The organism is Lacihabitans lacunae (assembly GCF_042649125.1).
Classification (GTDB): domain Bacteria; phylum Bacteroidota; class Bacteroidia; order Cytophagales; family Spirosomataceae; genus Leadbetterella; species Leadbetterella lacunae.
Genome location: NZ_JBHRYQ010000001.1, coordinates 2,450,883 through 2,467,790 on the forward strand (window position 1 = coordinate 2,450,883; position 16,908 = coordinate 2,467,790).

Genomic DNA, 16,908 nt, shown 5'->3' on the forward strand with positions numbered 1-16,908 from the left:
AACGGAGCAAAAAAAACAGCACCCTGCAAACTCGCACAATTAAAATTCTTATTGTCAATGTTCTAATAAAAATATACTACCCAAAAGAATTTTAACAGTGCTCAAACAGTGCAGGGCGATATAAAGATTTATTTTCTATTTTTTTACCCGTTTGACAGTATTTTTATTGCACTTCCTAATTCTTAACAGCACAACACCTCCATGCGGCAATTTGTTATACGACTTTACCCTTTTAAGTGGCCAAAAATACAGCTACAATCTTTTAAATTATATGTAAGTTTGACCCGACTTAAGCGTTCTGATATTTTTTAAAAAACCATACTTTTAATACGTCAGCCGTGAAAATATAGGCCGCCACTATCAGCAGCATAGCTCCCAGGTTTACCATTGGCAGGGGCGTTAGGCCAATGTCATTGGCAATCGGCAAATAAGGTAAACCGATGGTCAGAGCCAAGGCAATAAAACTTAGAATAAATAGATACTTGCCTGGTCTGCTTTTAAAGAAATTTTTGTGTGTTCTGATTATAAAAACAATAAAGAGTTCTGACAAAACCGACTCAATAAACCAGCCCGTTTGAAATTCCGATTCTTTGGCCTTTAGCACAACATATAGTGTCATAAAAGTCAAGAGATCAAACAGCGAACTGTGAATACCAAAAATGACCATATAACTGCGAATAAGTTTCAGGTTCCATTTGCCCGGCCTGTCTAATTGCTCTTGGTCTACGTTGTCAGTGGTGACGGTTAAAAATGGAAAATCTGTCAGGAAATTTGTCAAAAGAATTTGCTTGGGAAGCATGGGTAAAAAAGGCAACACCAATGAGGCTGCGGCCATACTGCACATATTGCCAAATGTAGAACCAGTACTGATATACAGGTACTTTAAGGTATTCGCGAAAGTTTTTCGACCTTCTTTAATACCGTCTACGAGCACCATTAGGTCTTTCTCCATCAGCACAAAATCGGCCGCTTCTCTAGCCACATCTACCGCGTTTTCTACCGATATGCCTACATCGGCGGCGTTAATAGCCGAAACATCATTGATGCCGTCGCCCATGTAAGCTACAGTATACGTTTGCATCAGTGCTCGTATGACCCGTTCTTTCTGCTGCGGCTCCACTTCCGCAAAAATGTGGGTTTGCTTAACAAGCAATTTTAAGGCTTCTGAACTGGTATTAAATAGTTCTTTTCCGGTCATAACCACTGGATCTTTAATGCCAATTTGGAGTGCAATCGACTTGGCGATATGGATGTTGTCTCCCGTGATAATTTTTAGTCCAACTTTAAGTTTGCTCAATTCGCCAATTATTTCCTCGATGTCGGGTTTGACGGGGTCGTTCATCAAAATAAAACCGGCAAAAACCATTTCGTTTTCATCTTCTTTGCTTATTTCAGAAGTAGAAATCACTTTGTAACAAATAGCTATGGCTCGCAAACCATCAGAGCCATATTGGTTAAACTTGTTCGCTAGTTCCGCTTCGTGCTCTGCGATGTTTTCTACAGTGTCATTTCCCAAATTTACTTTGGTACATATACTGAGTATTTGTGTAAACGCCCCTTTGCTGATGAGTATGTTTTCTTTTTCGGTGCGGACCGCAATGCTCAACCTTTTTCTGATAAAATCATACGGCACCTCTCCTATTTTTTCAGCTACTTTTTGGGTTTCAAATGTCAGTTTTTTGAGGGCGTCGTCTATCGGGTTTGAATACCCGGCCTCCATTGAGGCGTTCCAATATGCCAATTGTTTCACTAATTCACTCTCATTGCCCAGTCCATCTACCAAACCCGCTACTTTTATGAGCCCTTCAGTGATGGTGCCCGTTTTATCCGTACATAACAAATTTACTTCGCCCAGGTTTTGTATCGAATTGAGTTTTTTTACGATTACTTTTTTGGCCAATAACCGCTTTGCTCCAGCACTCATAGCTATAGTGGTGATAGCGGGCAATAGTTCGGGAGCCATACCTACGGCCAATGCCAATGCAAAAAGTGCAGATTCTATTATGCCTTTGTGGCTCAAGAGATTCACAAAAAGTATAAAAACCGCCAGCGAGAGCGTGATTTTCATCAAAAAATAACCAAAGTCTTTTATGCCCTTTTCGAAAGTAGTTTCTACCGTAGCTGAGGCACTGTTGGCAATACTCCCAAATATTGTCTGCTCGCCTGTCTGTATCACCAAAGCTTTTGCGTTTCCGCTTACAATATTGGTTCCTTCCCACAGGCAATTGGTGCGTTTTGAAAGCTCGGTTTGCTCATCCAAAACGCCCGATTCTTTTCTGGCAGGGTATGATTCACCTGTCAAACTCGACTCATTGGCGTAAAGCTCATCCGACTCAATAATCAGGCAGTCGGCCGGCAGCATGTCTCCGGCTTTCAATATGATAACATCTCCCGCCACAATAAGCTTTGAGGCAATTTCCTGTGGTATGCCATCACGCAAAACAGTGGCTTTTAGGGAAATCATCGACTGGAGTTTTTCTACTACTTTTCCAGCATTTCTTTCTTGAAAAAAACTTAAAAGACCTGTAGATAAAACTATAAAAAGAATAATAAAAACATCGGAATTGTCGCCGAGGAAGGCCGAAATAATCACTGCTCCGATAAGCAGCAGCATAAGTGGGCTTTTAAACTGATTTACAAACAGCAAAACATCCTTTTTAAATCCGGATTTATTTTTTGGCCGAAGACCCTGACTTTGTAAAATACGCTCCGAATCTGATTTCGACAAACCTGACAATGAAGCATTTAGCTGTTTTAGCCAATATGAGGAATCATACTTCCAAAACTGATTTTCTACTTTAGTTTGCATACGATAACTTTCGCTAATATTTTGAGTTAAATCGACGACACTAAGCTACATCTATTTCAGAATATCCTAATCAAAGCAGCTCATTTTTTAGAGAAACGCCTGACTCAAATTCCTTGATGTTGTTTAAGGTCGTGAGGGTGATTTCTTCCATGGCCTCTTTGGTAAAATACGCTTGGTGGGCGGTTATCAACACATTCGGAAAACTTATTAGTCGCAATATCATATCATCGGGAATGATGCTTTCTGAAAGATCTTTGAAAAATAAATTTTCTTCTTGCTCATATACATCAATGCCCAAGTAGCCGATTTTCTCATTGGCCAATCCGTCAATAATATCCGCGGTATTTATCAGGCCTCCCCTACTTGTGTTGATGATCATTATGCCATTTTTCATCAAAGCTATGGCTTCTTTATTGACGATGTGTTTTGTATCAGGATTAAGCGGACAGTGCAACGATATGATATCGGCTTCCTGATAGACCTCATCCAAAGTTTTGTATTGCACCCCGAGCTGTATCAACTCCTCAGATTTGTACATGTCAAAGGCAATAATATTACAGCCAAATCCTTTTATAATTTTACAAAAAGTAGCTCCTATTTTTCCGGTTCCTATTACGCCCACGGTTTTGCCGTGTAGGTTAAAACCAATGAGTTTGTTCAACGAAAAGTTGCCTTCCCTTACCCGGTTGTATGCTTTGTGCGTTTTTCGGTTTAAGGTCAAAATCAAAGCCACAGCGTGCTCAGCCACCGCCTCGGGCGAATATGCGGGCACTCGCACCACTTTTATCTGATTCCTTTTGGCCGACGCCAGGTCCACATTGTTGTAGCCCGCACAGCGTAAGGCAATTAAGCCAATGCCGTTTTTTTGAAGAATTTTGATGGTGTTGTCATCCACTTTGTCATTTACAAAAACACAGACCACATTATAACCCGCCGTGAGGTTGGCGGTAGTTTTGTTTAGCTGTGTTTCAAAAAAAGTGAATTCAAAATTGTGGCTTTCCATATACTTTTCAAAGTACTCTTGATCGTATGGTTTAGTGCTAAATACAGCTATTTTCATGGATACTTATTATTAATTTATGAACTTATTTTTTGACAAAAAACAAACACTTTTGCCTTTGGTGAAATATTAGTTTTTATACCTACTTCTCTTTATCCCCACTTATCCTTTTATACAATTTCACTCCTTCAAACCAAATGACCGAAATGAAACCTATGCCTACGCAAATGCCAAGTTGGGTGATATTTATAGTTTCGAATTCAAAAAAAGTGGTTAAAGCTGGCACAAAAAGTATTAGCCCAACTAATGCCACAGTGAGGGAAATGATGAGCAGCACGAGGTTATTTTTATACATCAAGGTAGTAAATATCGAATAATAAAATGAGCGATTTATCAGCGTCAAGAAAATATTGGCGGCTATCAAAACTGTGAAAGTCATGGTGCGGGTCAGGGCTTCATCGTAGCCATTTGTAACCGCATATTGGTACACAAACAGTGTGCCTGCGGTAATCATTACCCCTTGCAAAATACTCATAGAAAGCTCTTTCCAGTTAAAAAAAGTAGTGGTAAGGGCCTTGGGTTTATGTATCATGGTGTTTTTTTCCATGGGCTCATTTTCATAAATAATAGAACAGGTAGGCCCCATTATAATCTCTAAGAAAATGATATGTATCGGCGAAAAAATATTGGGGTAAATCCAGCCCAAAGCCAAAGGAATAAACACTGTAAGGATGATCGGAATGTGAATAGAAATGATGTATTGGATGGCCTTTTTGAGGTTGGTATATATCTTTCTGCCCATGGCCACGGCATCTACCATTTTAGACAAATCGTCTTCCAGCAGTATCAAAGAAGCCGCTTGTTTGGCTATTTCTGTCCCCTTTTTGCCCATGGCTATGCCTATGTGGGCGGCCTTAAGTGCAGGTCCATCGTTTACGCCATCGCCTGTCATGGCCACTATCTGATCATTAGCCTTTAAGGCATTGATAATCTTTAGCTTAGCCTCAGGAAACATGCGGGTAAATATCGCCGTTTCCATCACTTTTGTTTTCAATTCTGGTTCTGACAACTCCATCAACTCATCGCCCGAAATGGAGTTTTGATACCCACGGAAACCAATTTGTTTGGCTATGGCTCCGGTGGTGGCGGCATTGTCGCCGGTAATGATTTTTACGCCGATGCCTGCGGTATAAAAATCTTCGAGGACTTTTTGGATGTTCTTTTTCGGTGGGTCATTAAAGGCCACCAAACCAATGAACTGGAAAGGAAACTCTTGTTGTGTCTCCGGATATTTCTCTCCCGAAAAAGTAGAAATACCAACTCCCAACACCCGATAACCCTCAGAGGCTAAAAGCTGAATGGCCGCGTGAACCTGCTGTTTTTCAGTATCCGAAAGCTTTGAAACTTCAATCAGAGCCTCGGGAGCACCTTTGGCCGCGATTATGCGATGGCCCTCTTTATTTTTAAAAATGTGGGTCATCATGGGTGGTTTGCCACCTAGCGGATATTCATGTACGAGCGAATAATTTGGGCGTTCGTCTTCTTTGATTAGGTCTTTGTATGTCTTGTGCAGTGCTACCTCCATCGGGTCAAATGGAATGGGTTCGCTGGCCCACATAGATATAGTAACCAAGTTTTTTTCGTGATCGGTCAATGCCCCTTTTATCTCCACAACCTTATTTGAAGCAAGTAAAAAAAGCTTGGTGAGTGTCATCTTGTTTTCGGTGATGGTGCCGGTTTTGTCGGTACAAATAACCGTGGCACTGCCGAGCGTCTCCACAGTTTTCATTTGCTTAACCACTATGCCCATTTTCATGAGTCGCCAAGCCCCCAAAGCCATAAATGTGGTGAATGCCACCGGAATTTCCTCAGGCAAAATACTCATGGCCAGCGTAAGCGATTGCAACAGACTATTCAGCAGGTCGTGTGAATGCCAATAATTGATACCCCAAACGATTAAAAAAACGATAGCACCGACAACGGCCATTTTCTTTACAAAATTCTCTATTTGTATCTCGAGCGGTGTTTTTTCTTCGCTGATGCTTTCTAGACTTGAGCCTATTTTGCCCAGTTTGGTGTTATTTCCAATGGCCGTAATGGTGGCAATAGCCAAGCCGCTTGCAACTGTGGTGCCGCTATAAATGGCGTTGTCTTCGTGGTCTTTGTCTTTAAAAACTGCAAACGATTCACCTGTAAGAATGGACTCATTTACCGAAAAATCATTGGAATGCACGATGATTCCATCCGCTGTTATGGAGGTACCTTCTTCTACCATCAGGTAGTCGCCCATTACCAAATCTTCACTCAATATTTCCACGATTTCGCCCTCGCGAATTACCTTACACTGTGGTTGAGAAAACACCTTGAGTTTCTCCAAAGCATTTTTGCTTCGCGAGTCTTGATACAATGAAATGGAGGTAATGAAGATAATGGCCACCACCAGAAAAATGCCGTCGCCGGTTTCGCCACTTATAAAATATATAGACGCCGCCACCAACAGCATGATGGTCATGGGTTCTTTAAAAATGTCTTTTAAGGTCTCTAAGAAGCCATTTTCGTTTTTAAACTCCAGTGTGTTTTGTCCAAACTTTTCTCTCGACGCCAGCACCTCGCTGCTGCTAAGCCCCGATATATTAAAATGATTTTCAGTCATTCCCAAATATAAGATTTATTGCCTGCATTTTGGTTTGGGGCTTGAGTGTATTTCTCTAATTTATAATTAATGGTGCCTGAAAAAGTATATTTCAGTAACAAATCGCACAAGAATTACCTTTCAGTAACTTTTTTTTGAATTGAGTGAAAATAACCCCATAATTACTTTGTGTCGGCTGCCGCCTGGGCCTCCATTTTTCCGGTAGGCCGGACCCTTCAAAAAAAACGGAGCAAAAAAAACTGCACGGCAGCGGCCGACCGTCCTGCAAACTCGCACAATTAAAATTCTTATTTTCATTGTTCTAATAAAAATATACTTCCCAAAAGAATTTTAACAGTGCTCAAACAGTGCAGGGCGATGTAAAGATGTATTTTCTTTTTTATTACCCGTTTGACAGTAATTTATAATTATTATTCTTTACAAATTATAAAAAGAAAAACACCCCACAATATAGCTTTCACTTTCAGCCAAAAGGCTCAAAAATAGACTTACTAGGCTCCGAAAACCACTTTGGGCCATTTTCGGTCATGTAAACGCAGTCTTCTAGTCGCACACCAAACTCGCCAATAATAGAGATGGTAGGTTCAATACTGAAGCACATGCCTGGTACTAGGAGTTGTTTGTTGCCTTTCACCATATTGCCCCATTCATGGCCATCTAGGCCAATGCCATGCCCGGTGCGGTGTGGCAAACCTGGCAGCTGGTATTCCGGACCAAAACCTGCATCGGTTATTACCTTTCGGGCGGCGGCGTCTACGGCCTCACACGGTGCTCCAATTTGTGCTGCCGCAAAACCCGCAGCCTGTGCTTGTTTTTCGAGCGACCAAATTTCCTGCTGCCTTTTGGTTGGCTCGGCACCGAAAACAACGGTTCGCGTAATGTCAGAATTATACCCATGTAAGGTGCAGCCGCAGTCCATCAACACGATGTCGCCTTTCTGGAGTTTCTGCGGTTGCTTAGACCCATGCGGAAACGCCGATGACTTGGCAAACAAACACAAGGCGAAGTCGGCATTGCCCCCAAGTTGGTTTTGAGTTTTCATGATCAAAGAAGAAAGTTCTCCCTGCGTCATGCCCTCTCTCAAAAGCCCAACGCTGTGTTTTATGGCCGCCAGCGTAATATTAGAAGCCTGCTGCATCAGTTTGATTTCGGCCGCTGACTTAATCATGCGGCACGGAATGGTGATGGAGTCTCCGCTGACCAAGTTAAAACTCGGCCCTTCTTTGCGAATGCCATTTACTATAAAAAAACGGACGTTTTCTTCTACTGCTATATCGCCAGCTGCTACGCCGGCGTCTTTGATGGCCTTAACCGCCAACCTAAAAGGACTCTCGTCTTCTTGCCAGGCATACACGTCTTTGCCTATGGTTATTTGCTCACGCAAGCGGGCTTCTTCAAATGCCGGGCTGATGTATTTTACCTCTCCTTTGGCTGGTATTATGACTAGCATTGACCTTTCGCTCGGCCACCAGCGAAGCCCCGTAAAATAATGCATGGTGGTGCCTGCGTCTAGCACCAAGGCTCCTATATTTTGTTCGGAAAGTAATCGCTGTGCTTTGGCTATTCTCGCTTCTCTTTCGGCTACCGAAATCGGCACCACGTCGGCCGCCATTGGCTTCAAGGTGCTAGTGCTTGGCGTATCTTTTTTGTTGGTGGTTACACACGAGGTTAAACCCGTAACCAAACTCGTGGCTGCTGCAAGGCCACCTAAGCGGAGAAAATCTTTCCTGTTAATGTTCATAATGCTAATGCTGGTTGATGATGTACTAAAATTAAACCTTACCCATTGTTTAATTGGCCTTGTATATCTTCAAACTTAGCAATTATTTCATTAAGTTTTGCCTCTTGTTTTTTAATTTGTTTGGGACGTAAATAAAACCAATTGAACAAAAACCACAGTGCCGTAACACCACAAACCACTACTGCCATCAAAGTGGACATACGAGAAACGTATTCGTACATGTAAAGCGAGAGGCCCACAGAGAGAAATAAGAAATACAGGTTCAGCATGGTGGTTTGCATAAACTGCTGCTTTTCTTTTATCAAAAGTAGGGTTTTCAAATACTGCTGATTGCTTTCGCCGGCATCAAGTTTTTTATACAACACCAAGCTGCTATTTGAGGCTACAATGAATGACAACATCGCCAAAACCATCAACACGATTCCTATTTTGGAGGTAATGAACTGCGGCTGATAATAATACCAGATAAAACATATAAATACCGAAGTAAGCACCAAGGTAATATTGGTATACACTATCCTTTTTGTGTTAGCTTTTTTGAGTTTATCCACTTTCAAAATGAGATCATCTGGGTTTGGCTGCACTATTTTTTGGCCTGACCACAATTCATTGAAATTTATATTATTGTCCATTTTCTTTAAATTTTTGCGTTAATTTCTCTTTTATTCTATGAATTTTCACTCGAATGTTGGCTTCAGAAAGCCCCACAATGTTGGCTATTTCTGCCTGCTTGATATTTTCTAATTCCAGCGAAATAATGATACGGTCGGTTTCAGAAAGTTCGGAAATAAACTTGTACAGCAGCTGAATCTGCGGCTCAATATTCTCTTCTTCGTTTTCTTTTACATCCATGGGCAAGTCCGCCTTCGGAAATCTACGTTGTTTTTCTATTTGTCTGAGGCAATTATTAGACGCTATCCTGAAAATCCAAGTGCTGATATTGGCCTCGTTTCTAAACTTTGGCAACTGCTGCCACACTATTATAAACGCCTCCTGGGCCATATCTTTTGCGAGGTCGGCGTCATTGGTATATCCCATACACAATCTGTATATCCGCTGCCAGTAGGTTTTATATATCTCTTCGAAAACCATGTTTTATCTTAATTTATAAAATTATGTAGCTGAGCAAAATACCATTCTTTATCGTCATACATAACGAAATGAAGCCCTTTGGTAGAATATTGGATATTTGCGTTTTCAAGGTTTTTGTATTGATCGTCAATATTAGTTTTAATGTTTTTAAAATATGCTTCGAGCAAAATTAGGCTCGGACATTTGATATTTTTTATTTTTTCTCTTAAATCGGTATTCGAAAAATCGCAATACATCTCGGCGAAGGTTTTGCGGTCAGACTGTACACTCCACCTGACCACCAACTCCTGCTTAGCGGTGTCGGCCAAAAGGCTCGAGATTCCCATTTTTTGCATTTGATAAAACTGCTCTTTTGAGGCGGCAGTCAACTGATTTACCATAGCCGAGCAGTCGGGCTTGGGACTTGGCTTGAAGTTTGGGTTCATCAAGGCCGACAAGCACGGCAGGGCATCTACCACCACTATTTTTGAGATGAGTGCAGGGTAGTCGGCCGCCAGAGCAAGGGCCAAGCCACCGCCCATGCTGTGGCCGATTATGATTGGCTTTTCTATTTTGTTAGAGATGATAAAATCTGCGATACTTTTTTCCCAGTTTTCAAAACTCGCATTGGCCTGAGGTTTGGCATTTGCAAAACCCGCCATGGTGAGCGTGTAGCAAGTAAAGTCGCTCTCGTAGGCAGCTTTGGTTTCGTCCCAAACTTGCCCCGAGCACGCAAACCCTGGTATAAAAATGATAGATTTATTTCCTTTTCCGGTCTTGTTAACCTCAAAGGAGTAGGCATTGGTTTGAGCGAAAGCATTGCTGCACAAAGCGAACATCAGAAACAAAGCGAAGGTGATTATTGATTTTTTCATTTGTGTATTTTTTTTGTTTTTTCGCCTTTTAGAGACAAGCATTTCCAAAATGTTACAGAAATAAAAAAATATTTTTTCAGCGTATTTTATTGAAGTGTGGCATAGAAGCATTCAGCTACCTAAGATGATATAACATGCATAAATGTTTTAAGAATTCTCATTATCAAATATCCCATCTAAAACTAAGCTAAAAGCTCTATTTATACTTTTTTGAGGGTTATTTTTTTTTGGGGGGGAGGGAGATGTTTTTAAGTTTAGAGTTTTGCGGATTTCGGAGCACAAAGAATATTTTTGTGATTAGTATTATATAACGATTGCGGTATGCGAAGGCTTTTCTTGCATTGGCTATGTTTGGCTGTAAAAGCTCTCGTATACCGTCTTGTTGTCTTTCCGCTTTTAGTCAACACAAAGCCCATCTTCTTCTGGATTTTCGTAGATTTTTCTTTTTTCAATCAAACGAATGTTCCCATTATAATCCACGAAATTCTTTACCGAATAGTGACTATGCGGTCCACAGCCGAATAAATCGTAGTCAAATGTTAAAGTCTCAAAACCGTTTTTAACTTTAATGGCATATGACCGATTAATGGTTTTTACAAAAGTTCTATATCTAAATTTAATATCAAACTCATATTCGCAACTTGTCCCAGTTATTATAGAAACATAAGATAAGGCCTCCTCTTCATCTGAAATTGGTAGAAAATAGTCGTTAAACTTTGTTTTAGTATCAATAATTTCGAATGTATCTCTGTTCTTAACTAAAATGTTAAAGCCAAAAGGTAAAAGTCCTTGATTTAACCATAACGAATTAACGGTCGTCGAATCAGTCAGTAATTGTGTAACATATGACATTTCATATTTCGGTTTGAGCCCACCATAAGTTTCCGAAACTTCTTCAATATTATTCAAATTAAATCTTTCCGTTAAAAGTTGAAATTTGGTAGAATCTATTTGCAAAGGTTTATTGAAAATATAAGTTGTAGGTTCGTCCAAAACTTTGATTTTTGAACAATTTGATAAAGTAATGGCTAAAACTAAAAGTATGATTTTTTTCATTTTTTGATGGAAGACAACATTATTCACAAATCCCACTCCCACCCAAACTAGCCTCTATATCGCTTAAGTCAGCAGAGAGTTTTTGGCAGCTAAAGGTTTTTGTAAATGGATTTTGGCTGCCTGGATCTGTTTTATTTTTTGGTAAATGTATGGAAAGGTTTTTTGTTTTACAAATGCCTTTGTTTTAGGCTTGAAGACCTGCTTAAAATGTACTCGTTAGGTATTGCCACGAATGCACGAATGAATTCGAAATGTTTTTAAAACCAGCTTAAATTACACTCGATAGCCATTTGAGGGATGAATGAAGTGTCTGTTTTTGTCTTAAGGGATAAGGAGGAAGTGATTCAAGCTTTCGCATACAGACCGCTCTTATCGCTTGGCTGTTGGCTTATTTGTAAGTGAACGTATTTTATTTCATATAAACAAAATGCCTCATAAATAGACACTTTCATATGCCATTTTGTAATGCTTACTTGACATTATGACTTTTACACCTTACATTTGAAACATGACTTTAAAACAATTATTATGAATACAAATTATTTATTCCCAAATCGACACAAAAAACTTGGTTGGCTTCTTTTCATTCCAGGGATAATAATTGGAATAGCATTTCTGATTTATCAATCCGATATTAATCTTTTTAATATTAAAGCCTTTGCTTTGGCAGAGGAAGCATTATTTAGTGACAATTCTTTCTTTTCCATTTCCGGGAATAATTTTTTAGACGATATATCTAGTATCTTAATAATCATTGGAGCTTTACTTATTGCTTTTTCAAAAGAGAAGTTTGAGGATGAATTTATCTCTAAAATCAGGTTAGAATCTTTAGTCTGGGCTACTTACATAAATTATGCAATTCTGACACTTGCTATAATACTTGTCAAAGACATGACTTTCTTTTGGGTACTTGTATTTAATATGTTTACTCTGCTTGTCTTTTTTCTAGTTCGTTTCAATTGGGCTTTATATAAAACCAAAAATCAAATCTACGATGAAGAATAGTATTAAAGTGGAAAGAGCAAAAAAGAATATTACACAAGCTCAATTGGCTGAATTAGTAAATGTCAGTCGACAAACTATCAATGCGATTGAGTTAGGAAAATACAATTTATCAACTATTCTCGCTTTAAAAATTGCTAAAGTTTTTAATGAATCCATTCATAATATTTTTGACCTTGAAGAATCAGACTGGGAATCCTGATATGGCCACTAACGGTTAACAATTTAAAACGGCTGGATTTTCGGACTACATGGATATTCATTGAGGAAAAAGTTAATGCTAGAGCCAAAGGTTCGTAAACTACGGAACCCCCACTTTATTATATTCTGCATTAACTTAGGGCATTCATCCTTCTTTTTCCACTTAATAATTTAATCCAAAAGCCCAAAGTGGAATCACATTGAGGTAGCCATATTCAATATCATCTTTAACTACAAATGACTTACCGTCCTTGTTTATTTGGTCCTGTTGTTTATTCTTTCCTCCAATTTCAAATGTGTAATTTTCTATTACAAAATCTGCTTTACTTGAAGATATTACGTCATTTTTTACTCGCATTTGATTAAAAAAGAAGGTTTCTCTCAAATTTCCAACATTCGATTTATCTCCAACTATATTGAAAATGATATTTGTATTATCCAAATACACCTTGTCGACTTTTCCCAAACCTCGAATACCACTTGTTTCATTTCTTAACTGACCGATAAGTCCAGCTTTTTCCATATGTGAAAAATAATCGTCTAATGAATTCCTACTTACATTTATTATTTCTGCGATCTTTGAAAAATTGGGTTTAAATGGTACACTTTCAGCAATTATAGACAGTAACCTTTTAAGTTTTCGGCTTGTTCCAACATTTAGATTCGCGTATTGAGGAATATCTGACTCTAATGTTTGTACAATAATTTGCCCTAAACGCAAATTCATTTCATTTTCAATTCCAAAAGGATAGTAACCCCGCTTTAGGTAGTCATTAAATAAGGGTAGTGGATGTTGGATATTTTTCAGTTTCACCTCATTATTTACAATTTGTTCGAGAGAATATGCTTCTATTTCATATTTATGATAAAACTTCAAGTACTCCCGGAAAGATAATCCTTGTAATTTGTAAATTATTGCTCGACGACTTAAATCAGCTGAACCTTTTAGTATGTCAAGTACCGAGGAACCAGTAAATACAACTTTAAGCGTTGGAAATGAATCATATATGTTTTTTAATTCCCGAGACCAATCTGTGTATTTATGGATTTCATCAATAAACAAATATTCTCCCGCATTTTTATAAAAACTATCAGCTAAATCAAGAAGCCTTTTTTCACTAAAGTACATATCATCAGCTGAAACATATAATGCTTTCTTGCTATCTAATTTTTCTTTGATATGTTGTAAAATCATGGTTTTCTTACCAACTCCACGAGCACCTATAATTCCAATCATGCGGCTATCCCAAGCGACATTTTCATACAAATACCGTTTAAAATCGGTGGTGGTACTTTGTAAAAGCGTTTCAAATTTCTGATATAGTGTTCTTATAATTTTTCTGTACTATTTTTACAAAGCACATAAATGCACAACGTATTTAACAAAAAATTTACTATTTGCTCAATTAAATGTGCATTTTATGGTGATAACGTTTCGCAGCTACCCGAAGGTGGCGATTTCGAAGCACTTCACTGTTAGCCAAGCACAAACTTTGATAGAAGCACAAAGCTTGATTTAACCACTGAACCGCCACTTTTGGGCAGGTGCTGTTATGTGCCGTTTTTTTTGTCAAGTAGTGTCGTCAATTTGTTGTTAAAATCCTTTGTTTCATTGTCAAGTGAGCCGAAAAATTGTCTGTCAAATTGTTCAACAGTCTTGATTGCTTGTTTAATATTTTTTAGTCCAATTTCAGTAAGTCCCACTGTTTTGGCTCTTGTGTCTGTTTCGTGTTCTTGTCTTTTGATAAGTCCTTTTGTTTGCAAGGTTCTCAAAACTGTTGAAGTCGTCATTGGGTCTATTTTAGTATGGTTGGATAACAAAATTTGCGTTACATTTTGTTTGTCCAATGTTAGCCAATGAATACTTGCAAGTAATACAAATTGAGAATGTGTCAACTCGTATTTCACTAATGCCTTTTTGATTTCTCGTTGCCACAAGTTTGTCACTTGCCACAATAAAAAACCTGTGCTTTCTTCTGCCTTTTCAATACTAAAATCTGTCTTTACCATTTTTTATTTTTTTTCAGCAAGTTCAATGAGTTTTTCAACAGCAATAGGAAGTCCAACTTTGATTTTGCTACCAATCACTCTTGAAAACAAAAAAGTCATAAAACCTGTCATTACGATTTTGTGTGTAATTTCAAGACCGTTTTTGGCTTGGTTGATTGTATGAATAAAGTCCATTTTGCAAAGAGGTAAAAAACTTCTACTTGTAAAAGATTTCAAGTTAGTTAGTTCGGTAATTTCAAATTTTGCTTTTGGTCCATCTGTTGGTTTTAAAATACCTTTTGTTTCTTTTTTAAATGGTCCAAAAAGTTCAGAGGTTTCAACTTCTTTGTCCCAAATATTCCAATTAGGAACGTCTGCCCAAAGTTTCCAAATTTGCTCTTTTGTTGCTGTCGTTTTACGACTTACTTCTGTTGTCCACATACTAAAATTATTTACTTGACGAAATTGTCGGTGCAAATATAATATGTGTACTTATAATAAGTAAATTTATTTTTAATTTTCAGTCAGTTTGTCGGTTTTGGGTGTTTCGGTAAAATGGCACATAACGTTCTATGTATGGTGTCGTAGCATCCCGTAGGGTGCTATGCACTATACATTTTGTTAGCTGTTTTTTATTATTTCAAATGGTTCCATTGTTTGTTGCTCCATTTCACTTATTGATGCATTTATTTCATCCATTATTACACCGCTTTCAAGTTCATTTAAGCTCCTTATCGCTGGAATTACTTTAGGTTTATTCAATGAGGAATCCTTTGATAGTGTTTTTAAACCTGAGTTCCTCAAATGAAAACTTAATCCTTTTAATGTCGTGTCTGCTGTTGAACTAGCATTTTCCAATAATGCATTAAAGGCTCCAATTTTAGCTTTCTCCTTAGAATCATAGTTAGTTTTTCTTGAATCATAAGGTATTGCTTCAATGAATCGGAGAAATGAATTGCTAAAAGGTGAAATTTGCGTTTCTTCAAAAAAGTCCCAGTTATAGAACACGCTAAAATTATCTGAGTGTATTTTTTCAGGTTCGATTACCCTAATTAGTTCTAGTTTTAAATTTGGTTGAATTACAGATTTGTAGTCTTCGAAATTTAGATGTTTTCCTAGTTGGAAAGTGGGATGATACTTTTTCTTTAGTTCATCATCAGACAACGCAAAGAAGAAAGGTGTTTGATACTTTTTTTCATAATAATCTTGAATTACTTGAGCATCATTGTAAAATTCAGGATATCTGAAATGAGCGTGTTTAGTGAAAAATATCTGGAATTTAATCAGCTCAATTTCTGATTCAGAGAAGAACAAGGCATTTTCAAAATATTCATTTGATAATTCATAATTATACTCTCCATCATATTCTTGCAGTGATTCCAATCTGGCAGAATCAAGTTTTCCTTCAGCCAGATTAAAGTTCAATATTTTGAAATATATCTTATCAGACTGTTTTTTAATTCCTGTTTCTGTTTTCGAACTAAATATGTTTTTAAAAATGCTCATTTCATTCTTGGTGATTACAGCTAACGGTGGTGGTATGAAAAGCTGCCGATTGCGGGAGAATTATTTATCAAGCTAAACGAGTGTTGATGCGGGTGATAAACCTGCAAATTGCACTAACTCGGCAGTTTTTTATACCACGTGTTGCCAACAGTAAGTTTTTATTCGTTCATTTGTTTTGCCTTAATAATCAATTGACCTTTTACTTCCTCCAAGGTTTCAAGATTTGATAGGCTTTTGTCAATTAATTTCATTTCTGCTCTTTCGATATACTCGTTAATATCTGTCTCGTAATCAATTCCTGATGCATAAAACTCATATGCAATGTATTCTAAAAAGGAGTCCTTTTCCTTTAATTCAAAACTTTTTAGTTTCTCAATGCAAAAGTCTGGGTTAAGTTCAAAAAAGGTCTTTATTATTCCACAAATCATTTCACTTAATGCTCCGTCTGCATTTTCGGATATCTTTCTGTAAACGCTAAAATAGAAATCTAAGTCGTTTTGATTTTCTGCAATTAATTCCAATAAGCAATTGTAAGTTGCTTCATTATCTGTTGGTTTTACTTTTCCATTTAGTATTAATTGTCCGTATTCTTTAGAAGATATAGAATCCGCTTTTGTCTGATTTAAAGATTCTGTCTTTGAGTTTGAATCATTTGAAATCAAGATTCTTTCTTGGTTTCCTTTTACATTACAAGAAATCAAGAATGTCGTTAAAATCAAAATGAGTATGTGTTTTTTCATTTTCTTCTTATTGTTGGCAACATTAGTAATAAATCCCACTCCCACCCAAACTCGCGTCTATATCGCATAAGTCAGCAGAGAGTTTTTGGGCAGCTAAAGGTTTTTGTAAATGGATTTTGGCTGCTTGGATCTGTTTTATTTTTTGGTAAATGTATGGAAAGGTTTTATGTTTTACAAATGCCTTTGTTTTAGGGCTAAATCGAGCCGCATTGGCTTATTTCTAAGGTTTATTGTGGTCCAGTTTTTTGTATTGCCTGTTGCTCTT

15 protein-coding genes are annotated in these 16,908 nt (G+C 37.9%); 2 read left to right on the forward strand and 13 right to left on the reverse strand.

Translation table 11 applies throughout. The features are described 5' to 3' along the window. Positions 1 to 289: 289 nt before the first annotated feature. From mgtA to ACFOOI_RS10745, 8 genes are all read right to left on the reverse strand, one after another. The gene (gene mgtA, locus ACFOOI_RS10710; protein ID WP_379837855.1) at positions 290 to 2,809 is read right to left on the reverse strand and encodes a magnesium-translocating P-type ATPase; all 2,520 of its coding nucleotides are present in this window, start codon (positions 2,807 to 2,809) and stop codon (positions 290 to 292) included. A gap of 70 nt (positions 2,810 to 2,879) precedes the next feature. Beyond that, the gene (locus ACFOOI_RS10715; RefSeq protein ID WP_379837857.1) at positions 2,880 to 3,869 is read right to left on the reverse strand and encodes a 2-hydroxyacid dehydrogenase; all 990 of its coding nucleotides are present in this window, start codon (positions 3,867 to 3,869) and stop codon (positions 2,880 to 2,882) included. Between the two features lie 82 nt (positions 3,870 to 3,951). Then, the gene (locus ACFOOI_RS10720) at positions 3,952 to 6,462 is read right to left on the reverse strand and encodes a cation-translocating P-type ATPase (RefSeq protein WP_379837859.1); all 2,511 of its coding nucleotides are present in this window, start codon (positions 6,460 to 6,462) and stop codon (positions 3,952 to 3,954) included. A gap of 463 nt (positions 6,463 to 6,925) precedes the next feature. Continuing rightward, positions 6,926 to 8,203, reverse strand: a complete 1,278-nt coding sequence (locus ACFOOI_RS10725; protein ID WP_379837861.1) for a M24 family metallopeptidase — start codon at positions 8,201 to 8,203, stop codon at positions 6,926 to 6,928. Positions 8,204 to 8,241: 38 nt separating this feature from the next. Continuing rightward, positions 8,242 to 8,835 (reverse strand): hypothetical protein, encoded by a 594-nt coding sequence (locus ACFOOI_RS10730; protein ID WP_379837863.1) that lies wholly within the window; start codon positions 8,833 to 8,835, stop codon positions 8,242 to 8,244. Further along, the gene (locus ACFOOI_RS10735; protein WP_379837865.1) at positions 8,825 to 9,295 is read right to left on the reverse strand and encodes an RNA polymerase sigma factor; all 471 of its coding nucleotides are present in this window, start codon (positions 9,293 to 9,295) and stop codon (positions 8,825 to 8,827) included. The genes ACFOOI_RS10730 and ACFOOI_RS10735 overlap by 11 nt, the downstream gene beginning before the upstream one ends. Positions 9,296 to 9,303: 8 nt before the next feature. Next, positions 9,304 to 10,149 (reverse strand): alpha/beta fold hydrolase, encoded by an 846-nt coding sequence (locus tag ACFOOI_RS10740; RefSeq protein ID WP_379837867.1) that lies wholly within the window; start codon positions 10,147 to 10,149, stop codon positions 9,304 to 9,306. Positions 10,150 to 10,545: 396 nt separating this feature from the next. After that, positions 10,546 to 11,205, reverse strand: coding sequence for a hypothetical protein (locus tag ACFOOI_RS10745; RefSeq protein WP_379837869.1), 660 nt, complete (start codon positions 11,203 to 11,205; stop codon positions 10,546 to 10,548). 528 nt (positions 11,206 to 11,733) lie between these two features. Here ACFOOI_RS10745 and ACFOOI_RS10750 point away from each other — a divergent pair. Together ACFOOI_RS10750 and ACFOOI_RS10755 are read left to right on the forward strand one after the other, a co-directional pair. Continuing rightward, a complete protein-coding gene (locus ACFOOI_RS10750; protein ID WP_379837871.1) occupies positions 11,734 to 12,210 on the forward strand; it encodes a hypothetical protein in 477 nt (158 codons plus the stop codon). After that, positions 12,200 to 12,409, forward strand: a complete 210-nt coding sequence (locus ACFOOI_RS10755; RefSeq protein ID WP_379837873.1) for a helix-turn-helix transcriptional regulator — start codon at positions 12,200 to 12,202, stop codon at positions 12,407 to 12,409. Before ACFOOI_RS10750 ends, ACFOOI_RS10755 begins: the two co-directional genes overlap by 11 nt. 162 nt (positions 12,410 to 12,571) lie before the next feature. Here the strand turns inward: ACFOOI_RS10755 and ACFOOI_RS10760 are convergent, their stop codons facing one another. The 5 genes from ACFOOI_RS10760 to ACFOOI_RS10780 form a co-directional block, all read right to left on the reverse strand. Next, positions 12,572 to 13,645 (reverse strand): ATP-binding protein, encoded by a 1,074-nt coding sequence (locus ACFOOI_RS10760; RefSeq protein ID WP_379837875.1) that lies wholly within the window; start codon positions 13,643 to 13,645, stop codon positions 12,572 to 12,574. Between the two features lie 314 nt (positions 13,646 to 13,959). After that, complete coding sequence (locus ACFOOI_RS10765) at positions 13,960 to 14,418, reverse strand: MarR family winged helix-turn-helix transcriptional regulator (protein WP_379837877.1); 459 nt, start codon at positions 14,416 to 14,418, stop codon at positions 13,960 to 13,962. Between the two features lie 3 nt (positions 14,419 to 14,421). Then, positions 14,422 to 14,838, reverse strand: a complete 417-nt coding sequence (locus tag ACFOOI_RS10770) for a hypothetical protein (protein ID WP_379837879.1) — start codon at positions 14,836 to 14,838, stop codon at positions 14,422 to 14,424. A gap of 180 nt (positions 14,839 to 15,018) precedes the next feature. Next, positions 15,019 to 15,903: a hypothetical protein gene (locus ACFOOI_RS10775; RefSeq protein ID WP_379837881.1), complete on the reverse strand. Its 885-nt coding sequence runs from the start codon at positions 15,901 to 15,903 to the stop codon at positions 15,019 to 15,021. 158 nt (positions 15,904 to 16,061) lie between these two features. Beyond that, positions 16,062 to 16,643, reverse strand: coding sequence for a hypothetical protein (locus tag ACFOOI_RS10780; protein WP_379837883.1), 582 nt, complete (start codon positions 16,641 to 16,643; stop codon positions 16,062 to 16,064). Positions 16,644 to 16,908 lie beyond the last annotated feature (265 nt).

What these genes read in the sequence shown, in the direction of transcription:
- ACFOOI_RS10775 (WP_379837881.1), bottom strand. Translation starts at nt 15,903, where the DNA reads ATGAGCATTTTTAAAAACATATTTAGTTCGAAAACAGAAACAGGAATT.
- ACFOOI_RS10765 (WP_379837877.1), bottom strand. Translation starts at nt 14,418, where the DNA reads ATGGTAAAGACAGATTTTAGTATTGAAAAGGCAGAAGAAAGCACAGGT.
- ACFOOI_RS10750 (WP_379837871.1), top strand. Translation starts at nt 11,734, where the DNA reads ATGAATACAAATTATTTATTCCCAAATCGACACAAAAAACTTGGTTGG.
- mgtA (WP_379837855.1), bottom strand. Translation starts at nt 2,809, where the DNA reads ATGCAAACTAAAGTAGAAAATCAGTTTTGGAAGTATGATTCCTCATAT.
- ACFOOI_RS10720 (WP_379837859.1), bottom strand. Translation starts at nt 6,462, where the DNA reads ATGACTGAAAATCATTTTAATATATCGGGGCTTAGCAGCAGCGAGGTG.
- ACFOOI_RS10735 (WP_379837865.1), bottom strand. Translation starts at nt 9,295, where the DNA reads ATGGTTTTCGAAGAGATATATAAAACCTACTGGCAGCGGATATACAGA.
- ACFOOI_RS10715 (WP_379837857.1), bottom strand. Translation starts at nt 3,869, where the DNA reads ATGAAAATAGCTGTATTTAGCACTAAACCATACGATCAAGAGTACTTT.
- ACFOOI_RS10760 (WP_379837875.1), bottom strand. Translation starts at nt 13,645, where the DNA reads ATGATTGGAATTATAGGTGCTCGTGGAGTTGGTAAGAAAACCATGATT.
- ACFOOI_RS10730 (WP_379837863.1), bottom strand. Translation starts at nt 8,835, where the DNA reads ATGGACAATAATATAAATTTCAATGAATTGTGGTCAGGCCAAAAAATA.
- ACFOOI_RS10725 (WP_379837861.1), bottom strand. Translation starts at nt 8,203, where the DNA reads ATGAACATTAACAGGAAAGATTTTCTCCGCTTAGGTGGCCTTGCAGCA.
- ACFOOI_RS10740 (WP_379837867.1), bottom strand. Translation starts at nt 10,149, where the DNA reads ATGAAAAAATCAATAATCACCTTCGCTTTGTTTCTGATGTTCGCTTTG.
- ACFOOI_RS10745 (WP_379837869.1), bottom strand. Translation starts at nt 11,205, where the DNA reads ATGAAAAAAATCATACTTTTAGTTTTAGCCATTACTTTATCAAATTGT.
- ACFOOI_RS10770 (WP_379837879.1), bottom strand. Translation starts at nt 14,838, where the DNA reads ATGTGGACAACAGAAGTAAGTCGTAAAACGACAGCAACAAAAGAGCAA.
- ACFOOI_RS10780 (WP_379837883.1), bottom strand. Translation starts at nt 16,643, where the DNA reads ATGAAAAAACACATACTCATTTTGATTTTAACGACATTCTTGATTTCT.
- ACFOOI_RS10755 (WP_379837873.1), top strand. Translation starts at nt 12,200, where the DNA reads ATGAAGAATAGTATTAAAGTGGAAAGAGCAAAAAAGAATATTACACAA.